At 52.2% G+C, this 20,802-nt stretch carries 18 protein-coding genes; 9 read left to right on the top strand and 9 right to left on the bottom strand.

Annotation, left to right across the window (positions count from 1 at the left end; all coding sequences use genetic code 11):
* Nucleotides 1–433 precede the first annotated feature (433 nt).
* Nucleotides 434–1,522, top strand: coding sequence for a type I restriction endonuclease (locus IB222_RS00670; RefSeq protein ID WP_149384375.1), 1,089 nt, complete (start codon nt 434–436; stop codon nt 1,520–1,522).
* 40 nt (nt 1,523–1,562) lie between these two features.
* Here IB222_RS00670 and aldB read toward each other — a convergent pair whose 3' ends face one another.
* From aldB to IB222_RS00635, 7 genes are all read right to left on the bottom strand, one after another.
* Nucleotides 1,563–3,101: an aldehyde dehydrogenase AldB gene (gene aldB, locus IB222_RS00665; RefSeq protein ID WP_003827344.1), complete on the bottom strand. Its 1,539-nt coding sequence runs from the start codon at nt 3,099–3,101 to the stop codon at nt 1,563–1,565.
* 92 nt (nt 3,102–3,193) lie between these two features.
* Nucleotides 3,194–4,345, bottom strand: a complete 1,152-nt coding sequence (gene yiaY / locus IB222_RS00660) for an L-threonine dehydrogenase (protein WP_003827343.1) — start codon at nt 4,343–4,345, stop codon at nt 3,194–3,196.
* Between the two features lie 188 nt (nt 4,346–4,533).
* Entirely contained in the window at nt 4,534–6,378 is a 1,845-nt protein-coding gene (selB, locus tag IB222_RS00655) for a selenocysteine-specific translation elongation factor (RefSeq protein WP_126317234.1), read from the bottom strand.
* Nucleotides 6,375–7,766 carry an L-seryl-tRNA(Sec) selenium transferase gene (selA, locus tag IB222_RS00650; protein ID WP_148361327.1) on the bottom strand — a complete coding sequence of 464 codons (1,392 nt, stop codon included), beginning with the start codon at nt 7,764–7,766 and terminating at the stop codon, nt 6,375–6,377. The genes selB and selA overlap by 4 nt, the downstream gene beginning before the upstream one ends.
* 225 nt (nt 7,767–7,991) lie before the next feature.
* Nucleotides 7,992–8,600, bottom strand: a complete 609-nt coding sequence (locus IB222_RS00645) for a glutathione S-transferase (protein ID WP_126317232.1) — start codon at nt 8,598–8,600, stop codon at nt 7,992–7,994.
* Nucleotides 8,601–8,697: 97 nt separating this feature from the next.
* Nucleotides 8,698–9,834 (bottom strand): HlyD family secretion protein, encoded by a 1,137-nt coding sequence (locus IB222_RS00640; protein WP_003827339.1) that lies wholly within the window; start codon nt 9,832–9,834, stop codon nt 8,698–8,700.
* A 2-nt stretch (nt 9,835–9,836) separates the two neighbouring features.
* Entirely contained in the window at nt 9,837–10,199 is a 363-nt protein-coding gene (locus IB222_RS00635; RefSeq protein ID WP_003827338.1) for a DUF3302 domain-containing protein, read from the bottom strand.
* Between the two features lie 530 nt (nt 10,200–10,729).
* Here IB222_RS00635 and mtlA point away from each other — a divergent pair.
* From mtlA to mtlR, 3 genes are all read left to right on the top strand, one after another.
* Nucleotides 10,730–12,643, top strand: coding sequence for a PTS mannitol transporter subunit IICBA (gene mtlA, locus IB222_RS00630; protein ID WP_126317231.1), 1,914 nt, complete (start codon nt 10,730–10,732; stop codon nt 12,641–12,643).
* A 128-nt stretch (nt 12,644–12,771) separates the two neighbouring features.
* On the top strand, nt 12,772–13,920 hold the full coding sequence (gene mtlD, locus IB222_RS00625) for a mannitol-1-phosphate 5-dehydrogenase (protein WP_003827336.1): 1,149 nt from the start codon (nt 12,772–12,774) through the stop codon (nt 13,918–13,920).
* Nucleotides 13,920–14,507: a mannitol operon repressor MtlR gene (gene mtlR, locus IB222_RS00620; RefSeq protein WP_003024179.1), complete on the top strand. Its 588-nt coding sequence runs from the start codon at nt 13,920–13,922 to the stop codon at nt 14,505–14,507. The genes mtlD and mtlR overlap by 1 nt, the downstream gene beginning before the upstream one ends.
* 12 nt (nt 14,508–14,519) lie before the next feature.
* Here the strand turns inward: mtlR and IB222_RS00615 are convergent, their stop codons facing one another.
* Complete coding sequence (locus IB222_RS00615; RefSeq protein ID WP_003827334.1) at nt 14,520–14,726, bottom strand: hypothetical protein; 207 nt, start codon at nt 14,724–14,726, stop codon at nt 14,520–14,522.
* 292 nt (nt 14,727–15,018) lie between these two features.
* Here IB222_RS00615 and IB222_RS00610 point away from each other — a divergent pair, with 292 nt between their 5' ends.
* From IB222_RS00610 to trmL, 5 genes are all read left to right on the top strand, one after another.
* Nucleotides 15,019–15,381: a YibL family ribosome-associated protein gene (locus IB222_RS00610; RefSeq protein WP_003827333.1), complete on the top strand. Its 363-nt coding sequence runs from the start codon at nt 15,019–15,021 to the stop codon at nt 15,379–15,381.
* 262 nt (nt 15,382–15,643) lie between these two features.
* Nucleotides 15,644–17,299 carry an L-lactate permease gene (lldP, locus tag IB222_RS00605; RefSeq protein WP_003827332.1) on the top strand — a complete coding sequence of 552 codons (1,656 nt, stop codon included), beginning with the start codon at nt 15,644–15,646 and terminating at the stop codon, nt 17,297–17,299.
* Nucleotides 17,296–18,072, top strand: coding sequence for a transcriptional regulator LldR (gene lldR, locus IB222_RS00600; RefSeq protein ID WP_003827331.1), 777 nt, complete (start codon nt 17,296–17,298; stop codon nt 18,070–18,072). The genes lldP and lldR overlap by 4 nt, the downstream gene beginning before the upstream one ends.
* Nucleotides 18,069–19,259 (top strand): FMN-dependent L-lactate dehydrogenase LldD, encoded by a 1,191-nt coding sequence (gene lldD, locus IB222_RS00595; protein ID WP_003827330.1) that lies wholly within the window; start codon nt 18,069–18,071, stop codon nt 19,257–19,259. The genes lldR and lldD overlap by 4 nt, the downstream gene beginning before the upstream one ends.
* Before the next feature lie 40 nt (nt 19,260–19,299).
* The gene (gene trmL / locus IB222_RS00590) at nt 19,300–19,773 is read left to right on the top strand and encodes a tRNA (uridine(34)/cytosine(34)/5-carboxymethylaminomethyluridine(34)-2'-O)-methyltransferase TrmL (RefSeq protein ID WP_149384374.1); all 474 of its coding nucleotides are present in this window, start codon (nt 19,300–19,302) and stop codon (nt 19,771–19,773) included.
* A 181-nt stretch (nt 19,774–19,954) separates the two neighbouring features.
* On the opposite strand, the gene cysE is transcribed toward trmL, so the two are convergent.
* Nucleotides 19,955–20,776: a serine O-acetyltransferase gene (gene cysE, locus IB222_RS00585; protein ID WP_003024160.1), complete on the bottom strand. Its 822-nt coding sequence runs from the start codon at nt 20,774–20,776 to the stop codon at nt 19,955–19,957.
* Between the last annotated feature and the right edge of the window lie 26 nt (nt 20,777–20,802).

The following is a 20,802-nucleotide window of genomic DNA, read 5'->3' as shown; positions in this document are numbered from 1 at the left end:
CCACTTTGCAACCAAAATGTTAGCATTGTTTGCAGTTGGTTAACTGAAGCAATGATGTGTACACTAACTATATTTACTTGCAATAACTGCTATTTTTTACTCTTTTGATGTGTTATATAGCCCCTTCACTTACAGTTCAAATGATATAAATCGCTCCATTTTATTCCCATTAAAAATGTATTCATCCTTCTCCATAGCTTAATCATAAACATAACATTCAATAATATAACCTTACTATTTATATAGATAGTGATTTCTTTTTCATTAAGAATCTGAAATGTTTAATTTCATATTTTACTGCATTTACACCAATAATGTGACAAACTTCAAACTTTCATCACTTATATTCTTGCATGATATCAAATATAAGACTACTTACCTTTCTACCATGTTTTATCTACTTTTTATGGCAAATAGGTACAAGGAGTTTGTTATGTCCGTTGAGTTTATGGAAAAGCTAAATCAACTAGCATCAAAAATAAAACAGCAATCTGGAGCTACTGAAACTGAGGAAGCGACAAAGAATGCTTTTGTTATGCCATTTATTAATAATGTACTTGGCTACGATGTTTTTGACCCTACAGAAGTTATTCCAGAATTCGTATGTGACGTAGGTACAAAAAAAGGCGAAAAAATAGACTATGCCATTCTGAAAAATGGTGAAGTTCAAATTCTTATTGAGTGCAAGAAAATTGGAGAACCTCTCAACATAAATCATGCCTCACAACTTTTCCGCTACTTTCATGTAACTAACGCCAGAATTTCAATACTAACAAATGGGCAGGAGTATAAATTTTTCACTGACTTAGATGCTCCAAATAAAATGGATGAAAAACCATTTCTCGAGATCAACCTTCTTGATTTAGATGAAATGGTCATCCCTGAAATAAAGAAACTTACCAAATCTGCATTTGACCTCGAGTCGATACTGAATGCCGCTGGTGAATTAAAGTATGTGAGTTTAATAAAAAAACACCTTCATACACAATTGAATAACCCTGAAGAGGATTTCGTAAAATTCTTTGCATCAAGAATATATGAAGGCATGTTGACACAGAAGGTTAGAGAAACGTTTACGATACTAACTAAAAAAGCAGCGACTCAATATATCAATGCCCAAGTAAATGAAAGGTTAAAATCAGCCATCGGTGGGAATATAATTCAGGTTCAGGAGTCAACAAATACGGAGAACGAGACTGACACTCCTACTAACATTATAAAAGATGAGAGTGATATTATTACAACAATGGATGAACTTGAAGGGTTTCACATTGTTAAGGCGATAACTCGGACGGTAATCGATGCTCCCAGGATAATGCACAGAGATACAAAAAGCTATTTTGGCATATTAATAGATGACAATAATAGAAAACCACTTTGTCGACTTCATTTTAATCGAAATCAAAAATACATTGGAATATTTGATCTAGAGAAAAATGAAACTCGCCATCCAATTGAATCATTGGATGATATTTATAAATTCAGCAATGAGCTACAAGCTACAGCTGCATTATATAACTAATAGAGAATAGGCAGTATTAATACTGCCTATTTATATTCTATTAAAACAGCCCCAGTGGTTTATCAGAGTAGCTCACTAACAGGCATTTGGTTTGCTGATAATGCTCAAGCATCATCTTATGCGTCTCGCGCCCGATACCCGACTGCTTGTAGCCGCCGAACGCCGCATGTGCCGGGTAAGCATGGTAACAGTTGGTCCAAACTCGCCCCGCCTGAATCCCACGTCCCATTTTGTACGCCAGATTTCCATTACGACTCCAGACGCCAGCGCCAAGCCCATATTGGGTGTCATTAGCGATTTCCAGCGCCTCTTCCATGGTTTTAAACGTCGTGACGGCCAGCACCGGCCCGAAGATCTCCTCCTGGAAAACCCGCATGTTGTTCTTACCAAACAGAATGGTCGGTTCGAGGTAGTACCCCTCTTTTAACTCGCCATCCAGCTGCTTGCGCCGCCCGCCGGTGAGAACATCTGCTCCTTCTTTCTTACCAATGTCGATGTAATTCAGAATGGTTTCCAGTTGACCATGCGACACCTGTGCGCCCATTTGCGTCACGCTGTCTAACGGGTTGCCGCTACGGATACTTTCCACCCGACGAATGGCTCTTTCCATAAAACGTTCGTAAATGGATTCTTGTACCAGCGCACGACTCGGACAGGTACATACTTCGCCCTGGTTGAAGGCAAACAATGCAAAACCTTCCAGCGCTTTGTCAAAGAACGCATCTTCTTCATCCATCACGTCCGCGAAGAAGATATTGGGTGATTTCCCGCCCAGCTCCAGCGTAACAGGGATAATGTTCTGCGTGGCGTACTGCATGATCTGCTGCCCGACTTCCGTTGAGCCGGTAAACGCCACTTTCGCAATACGTTTTGACGTCGCCAGATACTCACCGATTTCCCCCCCTGCGCCGTTGACCACGTTCACCACGCCAGGCGGGAGCAGATCGCCGATGACTTCCATCAGCAACAGTACGGACAGTGGCGTCAGGCGCGCGGGTTTCAGCACCACGCAGTTACCGGCTGCCAGGGCGGGTGCCATCTTCCAGCTGGCCATCAATAGCGGGAAGTTCCACGGGATAATTTGCCCTACCACGCCAAGAGGTTCATGGAAGTGATAAGCCACGGTTTCGCTATCAACCTCGCTGATTCCCCCTTCCTGTGCACGAATACAGGACGCGAAATAGCGGAAATGGTCAATCGCCAGCGGCACATCTGCCGCGCTGGTTTCACGGATGGGTTTACCGTTATCCCAGGTTTCTGCCGTCGCCAGCAGTTCCAGGTTTTGCTCCATACGATCGGCGATTTTGAACAGAATCGCCGCTCTGTCCTGCACGGATGTCTGCGCCCACTTGTCTTTTACTTTGTGCGCGGCATCCAGTGCCAGATCGATGTCCTTTTTGCCGGAAGAGGCCACTTCGCACAGTAGTTGCCCGGTCACCGGTGTCAGGTTTTGGTAATACTCACCGTCCGCCGGGGCGACCCAGTCACCGCCGATAAAGTTATCGTATCGGGCTTTTAACTTCAGAGGGTAACCATACTCGCCGGGGTAAATACGCGTTGAAGGGGGGTTATTGGTCATGACCGTCTCCTTGCTGTAGGGGTACTACAAGGGTAGACGGGACTGGCGAATAATTCGCCAGCCTTTTACTGCTTTACGACAGGTATCACGAATTACATGGCAGCACGATAAATCGCCATGATTTCTTCATGTGTCGCCTGAATCGGGTTAGTGAAACCACATGCATCTTTCAGGGCGTTAGTCGCCAGAACGGCAAAATCTTCTTCTTTCACGTTCAGCTCACGCAACCCGGCTGGAATATTCACTTTCTGCGCCAGTTCGCGGATCGCCGCGATGCAGGCTTCTGCCCCTTGCTCTTCGCTCAGACCAGCAACGTTCACACCCATTGCCGAGGCGCAATCGCGCAGGCGGGCGGCAGCCACTTTGCTATTAAATACCTGTACATGCGGCAGCAGTACGGCATTACATACTCCGTGTGGCAAATCGTAGAAGCCACCCAGCTGGTGCGCCATCGCATGCACGTATCCCAGAGAGGCATTGTTAAAGGCCATACCTGCGAGGAACTGCGCATAGGCCATGGCTTCGCGCGCCTGAGCATTGCTGCCCTCTTCCACGGCGACCGGCAGGTTTTCCGCAATCATGGTGACGGCTTTAAGCGCGCACGCATCGGTAATAGGGGTCGCGGCAATAGAAACATAGGCTTCAATAGCGTGAGTCAGCGCATCCATACCGGTAGCCGCCGTCAGAGACTTCGGCATACCGACCATCAGCGAGGAGTCATTGACGGACAGCAGCGGCGTAACATGCTTATCCACAATCGCCATTTTAATGTGGCGTACTTCATCGGTAATGATGCAGAAGCGGGTCATTTCAGATGCCGTACCCGCCGTGGTGTTGATGGCAATCATCGGCAGTTGCGGTTTTGCAGAGCGGTCAACGCCTTCGTAATCACTAATATCGCCGCCGTTAGCCGCCACCAGCGCAATCCCCTTCGCACAATCGTGCGGGGAACCGCCGCCGAGAGAAATAACACTATCACAGTCATTTTCTTTCAGCATTTTCAGGCCAGCAGCAACGTTACTGGTCGTAGGGTTAGGATGCGTACCATCATAAATTACGCTGAAAATATCACGTTCCTGCAGCGCTTTTTGAATTTCACTCGCCATACCTAATTTCGCCAGCATGGCGTCCGTGACAATCAGCGTACGGCGAAAACCATATTCCGCCATTGTATTCATTGCATCTTTTAATGAACCAGCGCCAATTACATTCACAGAAGGAATAAAAAATGTTGAAGCAGCCATTGTACGATCCTTAATTACTCAAAAGAGGTAGGAAGCATACGAGTGAAATTTCCAACAAAATATGATCGTGGTTGTTATTTTAATAACACTCACAATTAAAAAGCACATTAGGTTCATAATCTAATGTGCTTATTTCAATCAACATCTATTTTGTATTAATTCATTTAATCCATGAATTAATTGTTTCATTATTTTTCAGGGAACAGCAATGCATCGCGTAATAAATGATCATTTCCCCGACGACGAGTAAAACCAATGCGGTCAAAATATTCCAGAATCTGAATAGCCAATTTGCGCCCGACGTTAAGTCTGTCGCGAAAATCGGCTGCACAGGTCGATCCCCGTTCCTGATCCAGTTCGCGGATCATATTGGCAAAGGCCACAATCCGATCGTTACGGTAATAACGATCTTTCACGATCGCGGTGATGATGCCTTGCTGCGCCGCCTGACGTAATGACACACGCATCATCTGCTCATCCGTGCCCGTCTGTTTTGCCAAATCGCGCACCCACCACGGCTCATCGCCAAAAAGCGGTTCTACTTTTTGCCAGAGTGCCAACTGCTCATCGCTGAAACCCGCCTTATGTTCCGGCAAATGCAACCAGCCATGATGGCTATGGATGGCGCCACTCTCGCGCATCTTTTCAATCAGCAGCAAGACCAGCGCTTCGTCTTCCATCGGCAAAGCCATACGGCGCAGGCGCTCGCGCCCGGGCCCTGGTTCATCACGGTGCTGCTCATGGTAGGTCGCCAGCGTATCGAGAACTTTCCGCTGCCAGCGCGCGGCAACGGGGGCATTCAACAGGCTGTATCCCGCCTGAATAAATCCATGTTGCTCAATCAACGGACGCATACCGTTGCCATTGAGCTGACGCGCCCAGGCAAAGTCAGGAATATTCACCGCCCCACGCGTCAGGTGCAGCGCCAGAGCGTCACCGTCAGTCTGCGCGTTTTCCAGCGCCGACAGCCACTGCAAATACTCCGGCTTACGTTTTCCGCGACGCGGCGGATTGAGCGTGACCACGCGCGCGCCAGCCAGCGTCGTACGGGCAGAAATATCGCGCAGCACCAGACGGTCGTTATCGGCGAGCCAGAGTGGTGTATCAAACACCAGTTCCGCCAGTGTCCCTTCAAGCAGCGAGATACGCCCGGTAACATGGCTAGCCGCGTGGTGAATATGCAGCGGTTGCCACTGCATCAGCGGCGCGGCATGTTCTAAAGAAACAATCACGCGGGTAAAAGCCTCTGGCGGCGCATCGGAAAGCAGCCAGTCGCCACGGTTTAGTTCTTCTTTTTGCGCATCGCCGGCAATATTCAGCGCAATACGTTGTCCCGCTTGCGCGCGGTCGGTGGCCTGATTTTGTGCATGCAGGCTACGTACGCGCATCGGTTTGTTGACGCCCGTGAGCCACAGCGTGTCACCGACATTCACTTCACCGCTGAGCGCCGTCCCGGTCACCACCAGCCCTGCGCCTTTGACCGTAAAGGCGCGGTCAATCGCCAGGCGGAAGCTGTGATCGCGGGCATGCTCGCGCGACGTTAATTGCAACAAATGGTCACGCAGTTCCTCGATGCCACGGCCTTCACTGGCCGCAGTGACGAAAAGCACCGACTCCGCGAAACCATAATTCCCCAGCGTGGCCTGAATCTCCGCACGCACCTCTTCAATTCTTGCTTCGTCTACGCGGTCGGCTTTCGTGAGCGCCACGGTGATCTGCGGATTGCCCGTCAGCTGCAGAATTTGCAAATGCTCACGGGTTTGCGCCATTACGCCATCATCACACGCCACCACCAGCAACGCGTGATCGATGCCGCCGACCCCCGCCAACATGTTGGACAGAAACTTTTCGTGTCCAGGAACGTCGATAAACCCCAGCACCCGCCCGTCCGGCTGCGGCCAGTAGGCATAACCGAGATCGATGGTCATGCCGCGCTTTTTTTCTTCCGGCAGACGGTCGGCATTTACGCCAGTAATCGCCTGTAATAACGTTGTTTTTCCGTGGTCAACGTGTCCGGCGGTTGCAATAATCATTTCAGCATCATCTCCATAAACCGGGTCTCGTCTTCAAGGCAGCGCAGATCCAGCCATAAGCGGCCATCATAAATTCGCCCAATAATCGGCACGGGCAGCGTACGCCAACGGGCTGCCAACGCTTCGAGGCGGCTCCCGCGCCCGTCATGTGGGGTAAAGGTTAGCGCCGCGCTGGGCAGCCTATCAACAGGTAGTGAGCCGCTGCCAATCTGCGACAGGCAAGGCATCACATTCAGGGCGAACTCATCACCGTAATGTTCTGCAAGCTGTGCCTGTAATTGCTGTGCCTGCGCGTGGATTGCCTCTTGTGAGCGGGTGAGCTGGCGCAACGTCGGCAACTTCGCCGCCAGTGCTTCAGGGTGCAGGTAGAGCCGTAGCGTCGCTTCCAGAGCAGCCAGCGTCATTTTATCTGCCCGTAATGCGCGTTTCAGCGGATGGCTCTGCAAACGAGCGATCATCTCTTTTTTACCGACAATTATCCCGGCCTGCGGCCCGCCCAGCAGTTTATCGCCGGAGAAACTCACCAGACTGACGCCAGCAGCAATCAGTTGCTGCGGCATCGGCTCCTGCGGCAAGCCATACTGGCTGAGATCGACCAGCGAACCGCTGCCCAAATCCGCCACCACCGGAACATCCAGCTCCTGGCCAATGACGGCCAGCTCCGCCTCATCCACCGACTTTGTGAAGCCTTCAATGCTGTAATTACTGGTATGCACTTTCATCAGCAGAGCGGTATTTTCATTCACCGCCTGGCGGTAATCTTTCGCATGCGTCCGGTTGGTGGTCCCCACCTCGCGTAGAAGGCATCCGGCCTGACACATAACGTCCGGAATACGAAACGCGCCGCCTATTTCCACCAGCTCGCCGCGAGACACAACCACCTCTTTGCCGTTCGCCGTGGCAGCCAGCATAAGCAGAACAGCTGCCGCATTGTTATTGACGATACAGGCGTCTTCCGCCCCCGTCAGACGGCAGAGTAAATCCGCCAGGGCCCGATCCCGATGTCCCCGACCGGCATCATCCAGACTGTATTCCAGCGTCACCGGCGTGCGCATCGCCTGTACCACCGCCTCAATTGCTTCTTCGGCCTGCGACGCGCGACCAAGGTTGGTGTGCAGCACCGTTCCGGTCAGGTTAATCACTGGACGCAGTGCGCTTTGTGATTCTCGTTCCAACCGGGCACTGGCTTCTTGCGCCCAGTCTTCACACCATGCCGGGAGCGCATGCGTGTCGCGAATAGCTTCTCTGGCTTCGTCGAGCATGTGACGCAGCAGGTCAACCACCCGGGTATGACCGTGAGACTCACGTAAGGCTGGGAAGGCGCTATCGCGCAATAAACGATCGATAGCGGGAAGCTGGCTGTAGAGTGAACGCATGTCGGTTGTCATGAAAGGGCCTGGCTGTTGGTGGCCCTCTCCACCGTGGAGAGGGATATCGATATAGGAAGGATTGTACCGTGACTTTGCTCAGGCGGACATACATACACAAAATCATTCAAGATGCATCGAGGCGGCAAGAGAATGAGTCCCCAGGAGCGTACGAATAGTACGTAACTGGGGCGAAAAAACGCTGCCAACAAAGAGGCAGCTTGAAGGATGAAGTGTAAATGTGTATCAAGCCTTTGGCGGTTCAGTACGGGCAAAACTTTCGCGTTGAAAGAGCGTTTCCACCAGTTTGACCAGACGCGGACGGTCCACACACCAGCCAGGTGCGACCCGACGGAAATTGAGATAACCGACGGCGCAGGCAATCGCAATGGTTGCCAGGTTAACCGTATCCGTTTTCAGTGTACCGTCCACCAGATAGCCTTCCAGCACATCCAGACTACGGGTGATCTTCTCACGCTGACGTAACAATTCAGTTTCTGACTGCTGCGCGGCAGGGCGAGCCTGTTCGCGCACCGAAACTAAACCAGCATCCATAATGCCGTCTGCCAACGCTTCCAACTGGCGTACCTTCAGTGCGGCCAGCGGATCACGCGGCAGCATGGCTGGTGCAATATCCAGTAGCTCTATATATTCCGCGATGACAGGAGAGTCAAACCAGTACTCGCCCTCATCGGTGACCAACGCAGGTACTTTGCCTAACGGGTTATAGCGCGCCACGCCGCTATCCGCGTTGTAGGGGAGTTCATTCACAAATTCGAAAGTGATGCCCTTTTCCAGTAACAGAATCGAAATTTTACGCACAAAAGGGCTGGTATAGCTGCCAATGAGTTTCATGCCGGGTCCTTTTTGCCAACAAAAAAGCGGTGCCCAACGATAGTGGGACACCGCTTAGTATGGCTCAGGTCACTGAAAATGGCAGGTGATGGCAGTCTCAATGATCCAAATAAAGGTAATGCATCCAACTGGTCATGCGCAGCAGCACTTTACGCATTACCGACACGTGGGCGAAATGGTCAGAATAGACCGCGACCTGGGCATAGATACCGTCCGGCAGCGCATCCACATCGGCATTCGGATCCAGCTCAATTGTTGCCAGCACGCCATCGGTACCCGGCACCACCGTTAAGGACTGTAACGCCCCCTGCGCCTGATAAGAACCACCCGGAACGACCGGAAGAATACTGGTTAGCTTGCCGGTGAAAACCTGGCCAGGCAGCGCGTTAAACACCACTTCCGCTTCATCGCCTGGTTTAAGGCGCAGCAGCGAGTTCTGGCGGAATTGCGCCACGATTTGCCGTTTTTGTTCAGGAATAAACACCATTACCGGACGCAAAGGTAATGCTGCTGCGTAAGTCCCCGGACGAATTAAAATCTGCGTGGCATAACCGTTGCTGGGGGCACGAACTACCGTCTGTTCAAGATTATATTTAGCCTCGGCGAGCTGGGCACGCAGGGATGCAACCTGAGATTGCTCCCCGTTGACCATACTGTCTAATTGACTCTGAATCTGCGTCTGTTCTGCCACCGAGCCTTTGACCAGCGCATCCTGTGCCAGATAGTTTTGCCGGGCGTTATCGATATCGCTTTCAGAGAACGGGTTAACCTTCGCCTGGCTGCCTTTCAAATAACGTTGATAATCCTTATACAGGCGATCACGTTCCGCAGACACGCGGGTAGTATTAGCGACCGCTTCCGACAGTTGCGCTTTTAGGTTGTCGATATTATGCGTCGCGGTTACCAGGTCGGCCTGCAGTCTGTCTACACGCGCCTGATAACGTACCGGATCGAGCTTAAACAGCACATCGCCTTTTTTAATGAGCTGATTATTCTTATCCGTTACCTCACTAACAATTCCTGTGACTTGCGGAGTGACCGGAATTGAAATAACCGCTTTTTGCGCCGTAAAGGTATACGGGTGGTTATAGTTCATTAATAAAATCAATCCCGCAACAATGAACACCCCACCTAATGCAGCGGTAGCAAGCGTCCATTGGTTTACCGGAATACGGAATATTTTAAAGATGGCCCAGGCAAAGGCCACATAGGTCAGGACTATCAACAAATCCATGATTAAATCTCCGGAAAGGTGGAGTTATCGGTTTTTTTCTCCCCATCCAGTCTTTTTTCCAACTGGGTGATTCGCGCTGCCAGCGCGGCAATCTCAGGGTCTGACTCCTTTCCGGTCGGTGTGATGTGTGACTGCATTCCCCATCCCTTTTCAGGCTGGTAGAGCGTGGCCCAGATCCACAGGAACGGCCAAATAACATGAAGAGTGAACAAGCTCACCCATCCTGCAGTATGGATGGCATCGGCATGGGGATGGTTACGTTTTTTAGCCATGTTATAGGGAATATCATGAATGGCGATGATTCCGTAAAACAGAACCAGAAAAACGAAGATCAGCACGCCCAGTGCGAAATAATTTAGAAACATACCTGCCTCGAATTCACGCTAATTAGAGTTTTTTTATGCCGGCAGCCGTATGCACCCTGGCTGATGTTTTGAACATAACTGCAGTTAGGGGTTTTCGCCATATCACAAAAAAAATATTTTTTCTGGCGAGAAGTTGCTTTGTTTTGCAATAAAAATGTCAGGAGTAGAATCTGCCGCAGATCACATCTGCTCAAATCCAGATGAAAATACTTTGCGATCCACATCACAAAGATTCAACAAACAGCAAAACCAAAAATGTGAATTAGTTCACATTTAATCCCCATTTTTCATTAAATCTAACCCTGTGATGTTTTTTTGTACCGTTAATTTGTGATGCAAATCACATTAACTAACGCCATACACCCTATATTTACGTGACGAATGTCACATAAAAGGCCGTCGACTGGACAGTTGAACGATTCAGTGCCAGATTTCGCAGTATCTACAGGGTCCGGCTACCTCCTGCCGCTACATTAACAAACCTCGGGCTTTCAGCCTGCGCGATAGCAAACATAAGAAGGGGTGTTTTTATGTCATCCGATATTAAGATCAAGGTGCAAAGCTTTGGTCGATTCCTCAGCAACATGGTGATGCCAAATATCGGCGCGTTTATCGCGTGGGGTATTATCACCGCATTATTCATTCCGACAGGGTGGTTGCCGAACGAAACGCTGGCGAAGCTAGTCGGCCCGATGATCACCTATCTGCTGCCGCTGCTGATCGGTTATACCGGTGGTAAGCTGATTGGCGGCGAGCGTGGCGGCGTGGTTGGCGCTATCACCACCATGGGCGTTATCGTCGGTGCAGATATGCCAATGTTCCTCGGCGCGATGATCGCAGGTCCGCTGGGCGGCTGGGCTATCAAACATTTCGACAACTGGGTAGACGGTAAGATCAAATCCGGTTTTGAGATGCTGGTGAATAACTTCTCCGCTGGCATCATCGGTATGATCCTCGCCATTCTGGCATTCCTTGGCATTGGCCCATTGGTTGAAGCGCTGTCAAAAATTCTGGCGGCAGGCGTTAACTTCATGGTTGTCCATGACATGCTGCCGCTGGCATCTATCTTCGTTGAACCGGCGAAAATCCTGTTCCTCAACAACGCCATTAACCACGGTATTTTCTCACCGCTGGGTATTCAGCAGTCCCATGAGATGGGCAAATCCATCTTCTTCCTGATTGAAGCTAACCCGGGTCCGGGTATGGGCGTCCTGCTGGCGTACATGTTCTTCGGTCGCGGCAGCGCTAAGCAGTCTGCAGGCGGCGCGGCTATCATCCACTTCCTGGGTGGTATCCACGAAATTTACTTCCCGTACGTGCTGATGAACCCGCGCCTGATCCTGGCCGTTATTCTCGGCGGTATGACTGGCGTATTTACCCTGACTATCCTGAACGGCGGTCTGGTTTCTCCGGCGTCTCCGGGTTCTATCCTGGCCGTGCTGGCAATGACGCCGAAGGGTGCTTACTTCGCTAACATCGCTGCTATCTGCGCGGCTATGGCAGTCTCTTTTGTGGTCTCAGCCATTCTGCTGAAAACCAGCAAAGTGAAAGAAGATGATGACATTGATGCCGCAACCCGTCGTATGCACGACATGAAAGCGGAATCCAAAGGCGCATCTCCGCTGGCGGCTGGCGATGTAACCAACGACCTGAGCCATGTGCGTAAAATCATCGTTGCCTGCGATGCTGGTATGGGTTCCAGCGCCATGGGTGCGGGCGTACTGCGTAAGAAAGTGCAGGATGCGGGGCTGTCTCAGATTTCCGTCACTAACAGCGCGATTAACAATCTGCCGCCGGATGTGGATCTGGTCATTACCCACCGTGACCTGACTGAACGCGCGATGCGCCAGGTGCCTCAGGCACAGCACATTTCGCTGACCAACTTCCTCGACAGTGGCCTGTACTCCAACCTGACCGAACGTCTGGTCGCTGCGCAGCGCCACAACGTGAACGAGGAGAAAGTTCGCGACCACCTGAAAGACAGCTTTGAAGAGGGTGATACCCACCTGTTCAAACTGGGTGCGGAGAACATCTTCCTTGGCCGTAAAGCGGCTAACAAAGAAGAAGCGATTCGCTTTGCTGGTGAGCAACTGGTGAAAGGCGGTTACGTTGAGCCAGAATACGTTGAGGCGATGCTGGACCGTGAAAAACTGACCCCGACTTACCTGGGTGAGTCCATCGCAGTACCGCACGGTACGGTTGAAGCCAAAGACCGCGTGCTGAAAACCGGTGTGGTGTTCTGCCAGTACCCGGAAGGCGTTCGCTTCGGTGAAGAAGAAGACGATATTGCCCGCCTGGTGATTGGCATCGCAGCGCGTAACAACGAGCACATCCAGGTGATTACCAGCCTGACCAACGCTCTGGATGATGAATCCGTGATCGAACGTCTGGCCCATACCACCAGCGTGGATGAAGTTCTGGAACTGCTTGCAGGTCGTAAGTAAGCGTTATTGCCCGGTGGCGCTCACGCTTACCGGGTCTACAAAATCCTCTCCCTTGTGGAGAGGGTTAGGTTGAGGGAAAAGCCTCACCCCAGCCCTCTTGGGTAAAAACATTAATGAAGGTTAATACTATGAAAGCATTACATTTTGGCGCAGGTAATATCGGTCGTGGCTTTATCGGCAAACTGCTGGCGGACGCGGGGATACAGCTGACGTTCGCGGATGTAAATCAGGTCGTGCTCGATGCCCTGAATGCCCGTCATAGCTATCAGGTTCATGTCGTGGGTGAAAACGAGCAGGTTGATACCGTCTCCGGTGTCAACGCCGTGAGCAGCATCGGCGATGATGTTGTTGAACTGATTGCCCACGTAGATTTAGTCACTACCGCCGTCGGTCCGGTCGTGCTTGAGCGTATCGCTCCGGCCATCGCCAAAGGGCTGGTTAAACGCAAGGCGCAGAGAATCACTACTCCACTAAATATCATCGCTTGTGAAAACATGGTGCGCGGAACGACTCAGTTGAAAGGCCATGTAATGAACGCGTTAGCAGATGAAGATAAAGCCTGGGTTGAAGAACATGTTGGCTTTGTCGATTCTGCCGTGGACCGCATTGTTCCGCCTTCGGCTTCAGCAACCAACGATCCGCTGGAAGTTACCGTAGAAACCTTCAGTGAGTGGATTGTCGACAAAACACAGTTCAAAGGTGAACTGCCAAATATCCCGGGAATGGAATTAACTGATAACCTGATGGCATTTGTCGAACGTAAACTCTTCACGCTGAACACCGGGCATGCTATAACCGCGTACCTCGGAAAATTGACCGGTCATCAGACCATCCGTGACGCGATTCTCGACGAGAAAATCCGCGCAGTGGTAAAAGGTGCGATGGAAGAGAGCGGCGCGGTACTGATCAAACGCTATGGCTTTGATGCAGCAAAACATGCGGCATACATTCAGAAAATCCTCGGTCGCTTTGAAAACCCGTATCTGAAAGATGATGTTGAGCGCGTGGGCCGTCAGCCGCTGCGTAAGCTGAGCGCGGGCGACCGCCTGATTAAACCGCTGCTGGGTACGCTGGAATATGGTTTGCCGCATGCGAATCTGGTTACCGGTATTGCGGCAGCGATGCACTATCGCAGCGAAGAAGATCCGCAGGCACAGGAACTGGCCGCGCTGATTGACGAAAAAGGTCCACAGGCCGCGCTGGCGCAAGTTTCCGGACTGGATGCCAACAGCGATGTCGTGCTTGAGGCTGTTAACGCGTATAACGCAAAGAAATGATGCAGGACCTGGCGCAGGATATCCTGCGCCTGAATAATAGATTGTCAGATATGCAGGCAATAATGGAACAAACGCAGGCCTTTGAAAATCGTGTGCTTGAGCGTCTGAATGCTGGCAAAACCGTACGCAGCTTCCTCATCACCGCCGTAGAACTGCTCACCGAGGCGGTGAATATCCTTGTGCTTCAGGTATTTCGCAAAGACGACTATGCGGTGAAATACGCCGTAGAACCGCTGCTAGACGGCGATGGGCCGCTGGGCGATCTTTCCGTTCGTTTGAAGTTAATCTACGGTCTGGGCGTACTCAGTCGCCCGGAGTACGAAGATGCAGAGCTCCTGATGGCGCTGCGGGAAGAGTTAAACCACGACGGCAATGAATACGCGTTTACTGACGACGAAATTCTTGGACCGTTTGGTGAACTTCACTGCGTGACGGCACTCCCGCCGCCACCCCAGTTTGATACCTCAGACTCTGGTTTGCATGCCATGCAGATCCAGCGTTACCAGCAGATGGTACGATCCACCATGGTCCTTTCCCTGACCGAGCTGATTTCTAAAATCAGCTTAAAAAAAGCCTTTCAAAAATAAGACGATGTTTGCTTATTTCTCTTCCTGCTGCGGTCGATACAGCTGCCGATAGTACGCCAGACGTTGCAGATACAGCTGCGCGTTTTCCTGCGGTATTTCTGAAGGGACAACGTTGCGCGGCGGTGTTTTATTCAAATATTCGCGAAAAGCCTGGCTTGAAGCCATAAAATCGACAGTTTTATCAATCAGGACCGAAACGTTCTCACCTATTTTCGCCATAATCTTCCCTCCTCCATGTATTAACCGCGCTCAGCCTGTGCGGTTGATCATTTAAGTTTAGGATCAGTTGGGTGTTTATATTGAGGAAAACGTGCTTCACCACGAACATGCCAATAAAAAGCACCACGGCCGATCTTATCGCTTAAAATTCCTTGTTAATCAATGCAGTAACATTATCATTAGCTAATTAATATTTACGGTATTTGATTATTTATCTTCGAGCAGTTGTGAATAATCCCGCTCTGCGCGCATACTATAGGATATTCATCCTATTTTTATCAGAAGCTATCCTATGAAAGAAGTCGAAAAAAACGAAATTAAACGCCTGAGCGATCGTCTGGACGCTATTCGCCACCAGCAGGCAGACCTGTCCCTGGTTGAAGCCGCCGACAAATACGCCGAGCTGGAAAAAGAGAAAGAAACTCTGGAAGCCGAGATCGCACGCCTGCGTGAAGTTCACAGCCAGAAGCTGAGCAAAGAAGCGCAAAAGCTGACAAAACTTCCGTTCCGTCGGGCCATCACCAAAAAAGAGCAGGCTGACATGGGCAAACTGAAGAAGAGCGTGCGCGGCCTGATCGTCGTCCACCCGATGACCGAGCTTGGCCGTGAAATGGGCCTGAAAGAGATGACGGGCTTCGCGAAGAGCGAGTTCTAATCTCCCACCGGGCAACATCCGCTTGCCCGGTCCTTCATTTCCCCTCGCAATTGGCCCTACCAATTTTAACCAGATCCTACCAGCACCTCACATTTCATTAAAATGTGCGTACAATACCGTTGCCAATAAATAACATTTGATTAACCATTCATTGTCATTACCCCTACACAACAATATTGGCAGGGCCACTTTTACACATAATGTGACCTGGAGATGAGCACAGACTCATTCCATTATGTCGGCGGCCCCCAGGAGACCTGCAATGAATCTCTGGCAACAGAACTACGACCCGGCCGGTAACATCTGGCTTTCCAGTCTGATCGCATCGCTCCCTATCCTGTTCTTTTTCTTCGCCCTGATTAAGCTCAAGCTCAAAGGCTATGTTGCGGCGTCATGGACGGTGGTGATCGCTTTGTCGGTCGCCCTGCTGTTTTACAAAATGCCGGTCGATCACGCTCTGGCATCCGTAGTGTACGGTTTCTTCTATGGTCTGTGGCCGATTGCCTGGATCATTATCGCCGCGGTATTCGTCTATAAAATCTCGGTGAAGACCGGGCAGTTCGACATTATCCGCTCCTCGATACTCTCGATTACCCCAGACCAGCGTCTGCAAATGCTGATTGTTGGTTTCTCCTTTGGGGCATTCCTCGAAGGAGCGGCAGGCTTTGGCGCTCCGGTAGCGATTACCGCCGCACTGCTGGTTGGTCTTGGCTTTAACCCGCTGTATGCGGCAGGTTTGTGCCTGATCGTAAATACCGCGCCGGTCGCTTTTGGCGCAATGGGCATTCCGATTCTGGTTGCCGGTCAGGTTACCGGACTGGACAGCTTCGAGATTGGCCAGATGGTAGGGCGTCAGCTGCCGTTCCTGACCATTATCGTGCTGTTCTGGATTATGGCGATTATGGATGGCTGGCGCGGTGTCAAAGAAACCTGGCCTGCGGTGATGGTCGCCGGCGGCTCATTTGCTATCGCGCAGTACCTCAGCTCTAACTTTATCGGGCCGGAACTGCCGGACATCATCTCCTCTCTGGTTTCGCTGGTCTGCCTGACACTGTTCCTGAAGCGCTGGCAGCCGGTACGCATCTTCCGCTTTGGCGATATGGGCGCTTCGCAGGTCGATATGGACCTGTCACGCACCCGCTACACCGCTGGGCAGGTGGTACGCGCCTGGTCACCGTTCCTGTTCCTGACCGCCACCGTCACGCTGTGGAGCATACCGCCGTTTAAAGCGCTGTTTGCGCCCGGCGGCGCGATGTACCACTGGGTGGTCAATATTCCGGTTCCGTTCCTCGACAAGCTGGTTGCCCGTATGCCGCCGGTCGTACACGAAGCCACAGCCTACGCGGCGGTGTACAAATTTGACTGGTTCTCTGCGACCGGTACCGCGATCCTGTTTGCCGCTCTGCTGTCTATCGTCTGGCTGAAGATGAAGCCCTCTGCTGCGCTGCAGACCTTTGGCAGCACGCTGAAAGATCTGGCGCTGCCGATCTACTCCATCGGGATGGTGCTGGCATTCGCGTTTATCTCTAACTACTCCGGGCTTTCATCAACCCTGGCGCTGGCCCTGGCACACACCGGCAGCGCATTTACCTTCTTCTCGCCGTTCCTCGGCTGGCTGGGGGTATTCCTGACCGGGTCCGACACCTCATCAAACGCATTGTTCGCCGCCCTGCAGGCCACGGCCGCTCAGCAAATCGGCGTTTCGGATGTGCTGATGGTGGCCGCAAATACCACCGGCGGCGTGACCGGCAAGATGATCTCTCCGCAATCTATCGCTATCGCCTGTGCGGCAGTGGGATTAGTGGGGAAAGAGTCTGATCTGTTCCGCTTTACCGTGAAGCACAGCCTGATTTTCACCTGCATGGTGGGTGTGATTACCACGCTGCAGGCCTATGTCTTAACCTGGATGATTCCATGATAGTGATGCCCAGACGCCTGTCAGACGAAGTCGCATCTCGTGTGCGGGCGCTGATTGAAGAACAACAGCTGGAGGCGGGCATGAAGTTGCCCGCTGAGCGCCAACTGGCCGTACAGCTCGGCGTATCGCGCAACTCGCTGCGCGAGGCGTTAGCCAAGCTGGTGAGTGAAGGTGTGTTGATTAGCCGTCGTGGCGGCGGGACGTTTATCCGCTGGCAGCATGAAGCATGGTCTGAACAAAACATCGTTCAGCCGCTGAAAACCCTGCTGGCGGACGATCCTGATTACAGTTTCGATATTCTGGAAGCCCGCCACGCCATCGAAGCCAGCACCGCGTGGCATGCAGCTATGCGTGCCACTGCTGCCGACAAAGAGAAGATCAGACTCTGTTTCGAGGCCACACAAAGCGAAGATCCAGATCTCGCCTCGCAGGCAGACGTTCGCTTTCACCTCGCCATTGCGGAAGCCTCGCACAACGTGGTGCTGTTACAGACCATGCGCGGTTTCTTCGACGTATTGCAGTCTTCGGTGAAACAGAGCCGCCAGCGTATGTACCTTGTGCCGCCTGTATTTTCGCAACTGACGGCGCAGCATCAGGCTGTCCTGGATGCGATTGTTGCCGGAGATGCCGACGGAGCGCGTAAAGCAATGATGGCGCACCTCAGTTTTGTCCACACTACGATTAAACGATTTGATGAAGATCAGGCCCGCCAGGCGCGTATCACCCGCCTGCCCGGTGACCCTGGTGAGAATAGCAGGGAGAACAACGCATGATTATTTCAGCAGCCAGCGACTATCGCGCCGCAGCCCAGCGCATCCTACCCCCCTTCTTGTTCCACTATATAGACGGTGGGGCGTATGCAGAGCACACTCTGCGCCGTAACGTGGCAGACCTGTCGGAGGTGGCGCTGCGCCAGCGCGTGCTGAAGAATATGTCCGACCTGAGCCTGGAGACAAAGCTGTTCAACGAAACGCTCTCCATGCCGGTGGCCCTTGCACCTGTCGGTCTGTGTGGAATGTACGCGCGCCGGGGCGAAGTTCAGGCCGCCGCCGCCGCTGATGCCAAAGGCATTCCGTTTACGCTTTCCACGGTATCCGTATGTCCGATTGAAGAAGTCGCCCCAACCATCAAACGTCCGATGTGGTTTCAGCTATATGTTCTGCGCGATCGCGGCTTTATGCGCAACGCGCTGGAGCGCGCCAAAGCGGCGGGTTGCTCCACGCTGGTCTTTACCGTCGATATGCCAACACCGGGCGCACGCTACCGTGACGCCCATTCCGGGATGAGCGGCCCAAATGCCGCACTACGCCGCTACTGGCAGGCAGTCACCCATCCACAGTGGGCATGGGACGTTGGCCTGAACGGTCGCCCACATGATTTAGGTAATATCTCGACTTATCTTGGTAAACCTACCGGTCTTGAGGATTACATCGGCTGGCTGGCGAATAACTTCGACCCGTCGATTTCCTGGAAAGACCTCGAGTGGATCCGCGAATTTTGGGATGGTCCGATGGTGATCAAAGGGATCCTCGATCCCGAAGATGCCCGAGACGCCGTACGCTTTGGCGCGGATGGTATTGTTGTCTCTAACCACGGTGGTCGCCAGTTAGACGGCGTGCTGTCTTCAGCTCGCGCGCTGCCCGCCATTGCCGATGCGGTAAAAGGCGATATCACCATTCTGGCAGACAGTGGGATCCGCAACGGCCTGGACGTCGTACGTATGATTGCGCTGGGCGCGGATAGTGTTCTGCTGGGACGTGCTTATCTGTACGCACTGGCCACCCACGGTCAGGCCGGGGTGGCGAATCTGCTAAATCTGATCGAGAAAGAGATGAGGGTGGCAATGACCCTGACCGGTGCAAAATCGATTAGCGAAATCAGCCGTGATTCACTGGTACAAGAACTGGGCAAACAGGTGGCTGACTACCCGATGCAGCCCAAACGTGGAAATGCGGCGTAAACGTTAATTTGCTATGCTGCCCCGTACTTAAGGGGGCAGCATGCTAAACATCGTATTATTCGAACCAGAAATCCCGCCAAATACCGGCAATATTATCCGTCTTTGCGCCAACACCGGCTTTCGTCTGCATATTATTGAGCCAATGGGCTTTACCTGGGACGACAAGCGCCTGCGCCGCGCGGGGCTGGATTACCATGAATTTGCCGCCGTGCGGCGCCACCCTGATTACGCCGCCTTCGTCGCCGCAGAAAATCCGCAACGTCTGTTTGCCCTGACCACCAAAGGTACGCCAGCGCATAGCGCGGTAAGCTATCAGGATGGGGATTATCTGATGTTTGGCCCGGAAACTCGCGGTCTGCCAGCCAGCATCCTCGACGCACTACCAGCTGAACAAAAAATTCGTATTCCGATGATGCCGGACAGTCGCAGCATGAACCTGTCGAATGCGGTGTCGGTGGTGGTGTATGAGGCCTGGCGCCAGTTAGGTTATCCCGGCGCGGTATTGCGTAGTTGATTTTTGTCGGATGGCGGCTGACGCCTTATCCGACCTACGAAAGAATTTACCATTATTTTTCGAGCGTTATCGGAGCAGTCAGGTTGGACACGGACTGCGCTTGCCGACCTTCGCGTACACGTAGTACGTGAGGATGGCGAGCACAGCCCGGGTTCAAGATGACAAGTAAGATAGCTCGAAATCAGATTCCATCGCCGTATTCGAACGTATGATGTATCCCGTTGAAATGCTGATCCATATCCATAGACGGTTTATCGCTGTCAGGCTTGCCGACGATGCGCGCCGGTACGCCTGCGGCGGTGGTATGCGGCGGTACGGGCTGTAGCACGACCGAACCTGCGCCAATCTTCGCGCCGCGCCCGACTTCAATGTTGCCGAGAATTTTTGCTCCCGCGCCGATCATCACGCCTTCACGAATTTTCGGGTGGCGGTCACCGCCGGCTTTACCGGTCCCGCCCAGCGTGACGGATTGCAGAATAGAGACGTCATTTTCAATCACCGCGGTTTCACCGACCACAATGCCGGTGGCGTGATCGAGCATAATCCCACGACCAATTTTTGCCGCCGGATGAATGTCTACCTGGAAGGTAACGGACACCTGATTTTGCAGGAATATCGCCAGCGCCTGACGCCCCTGATGCCACAGCCAGTGACCGATACGGTAGGCCTGAAGCGCATGAAAGCCCTTCAGATACAGCAGTGGAGTGGAATATTTATCGACAGCCGGGTCACGCGTGCGTACTGCCTGAATATCGCAGGCCGCTGAGGCAATCATTTCAGGATCGGCCGCGTAGGCCTCTTCTACGACTTCGCGAATCGCAATGGCGGGCATGATTGGAGAAGCGAGTTTATTCGCCAGCATATAGCTTAGCGCACTGCCGAGATTTTCATGCTTGAGCAGCGTTGCGTGGTAAAAACTGGCCAGCATTGGCTCACATTCCGCCAGTGCCCGGGCTTCCGCTTTAATGTTTTTCCAGACGATATCCAGTTCTTCACACGGCATTGCGTACTCCAGAAGGTAGCAAAACG

Origin of the sequence: Citrobacter sp. C13, assembly GCF_014596815.2 — a bacterium.
Lineage (GTDB): Bacteria > Pseudomonadota > Gammaproteobacteria > Enterobacterales > Enterobacteriaceae > Citrobacter > Citrobacter portucalensis.
The sequence above is the reverse complement of the archived record's forward strand: the minus strand, read 5'-3'. Positions and strand labels throughout refer to the sequence as shown.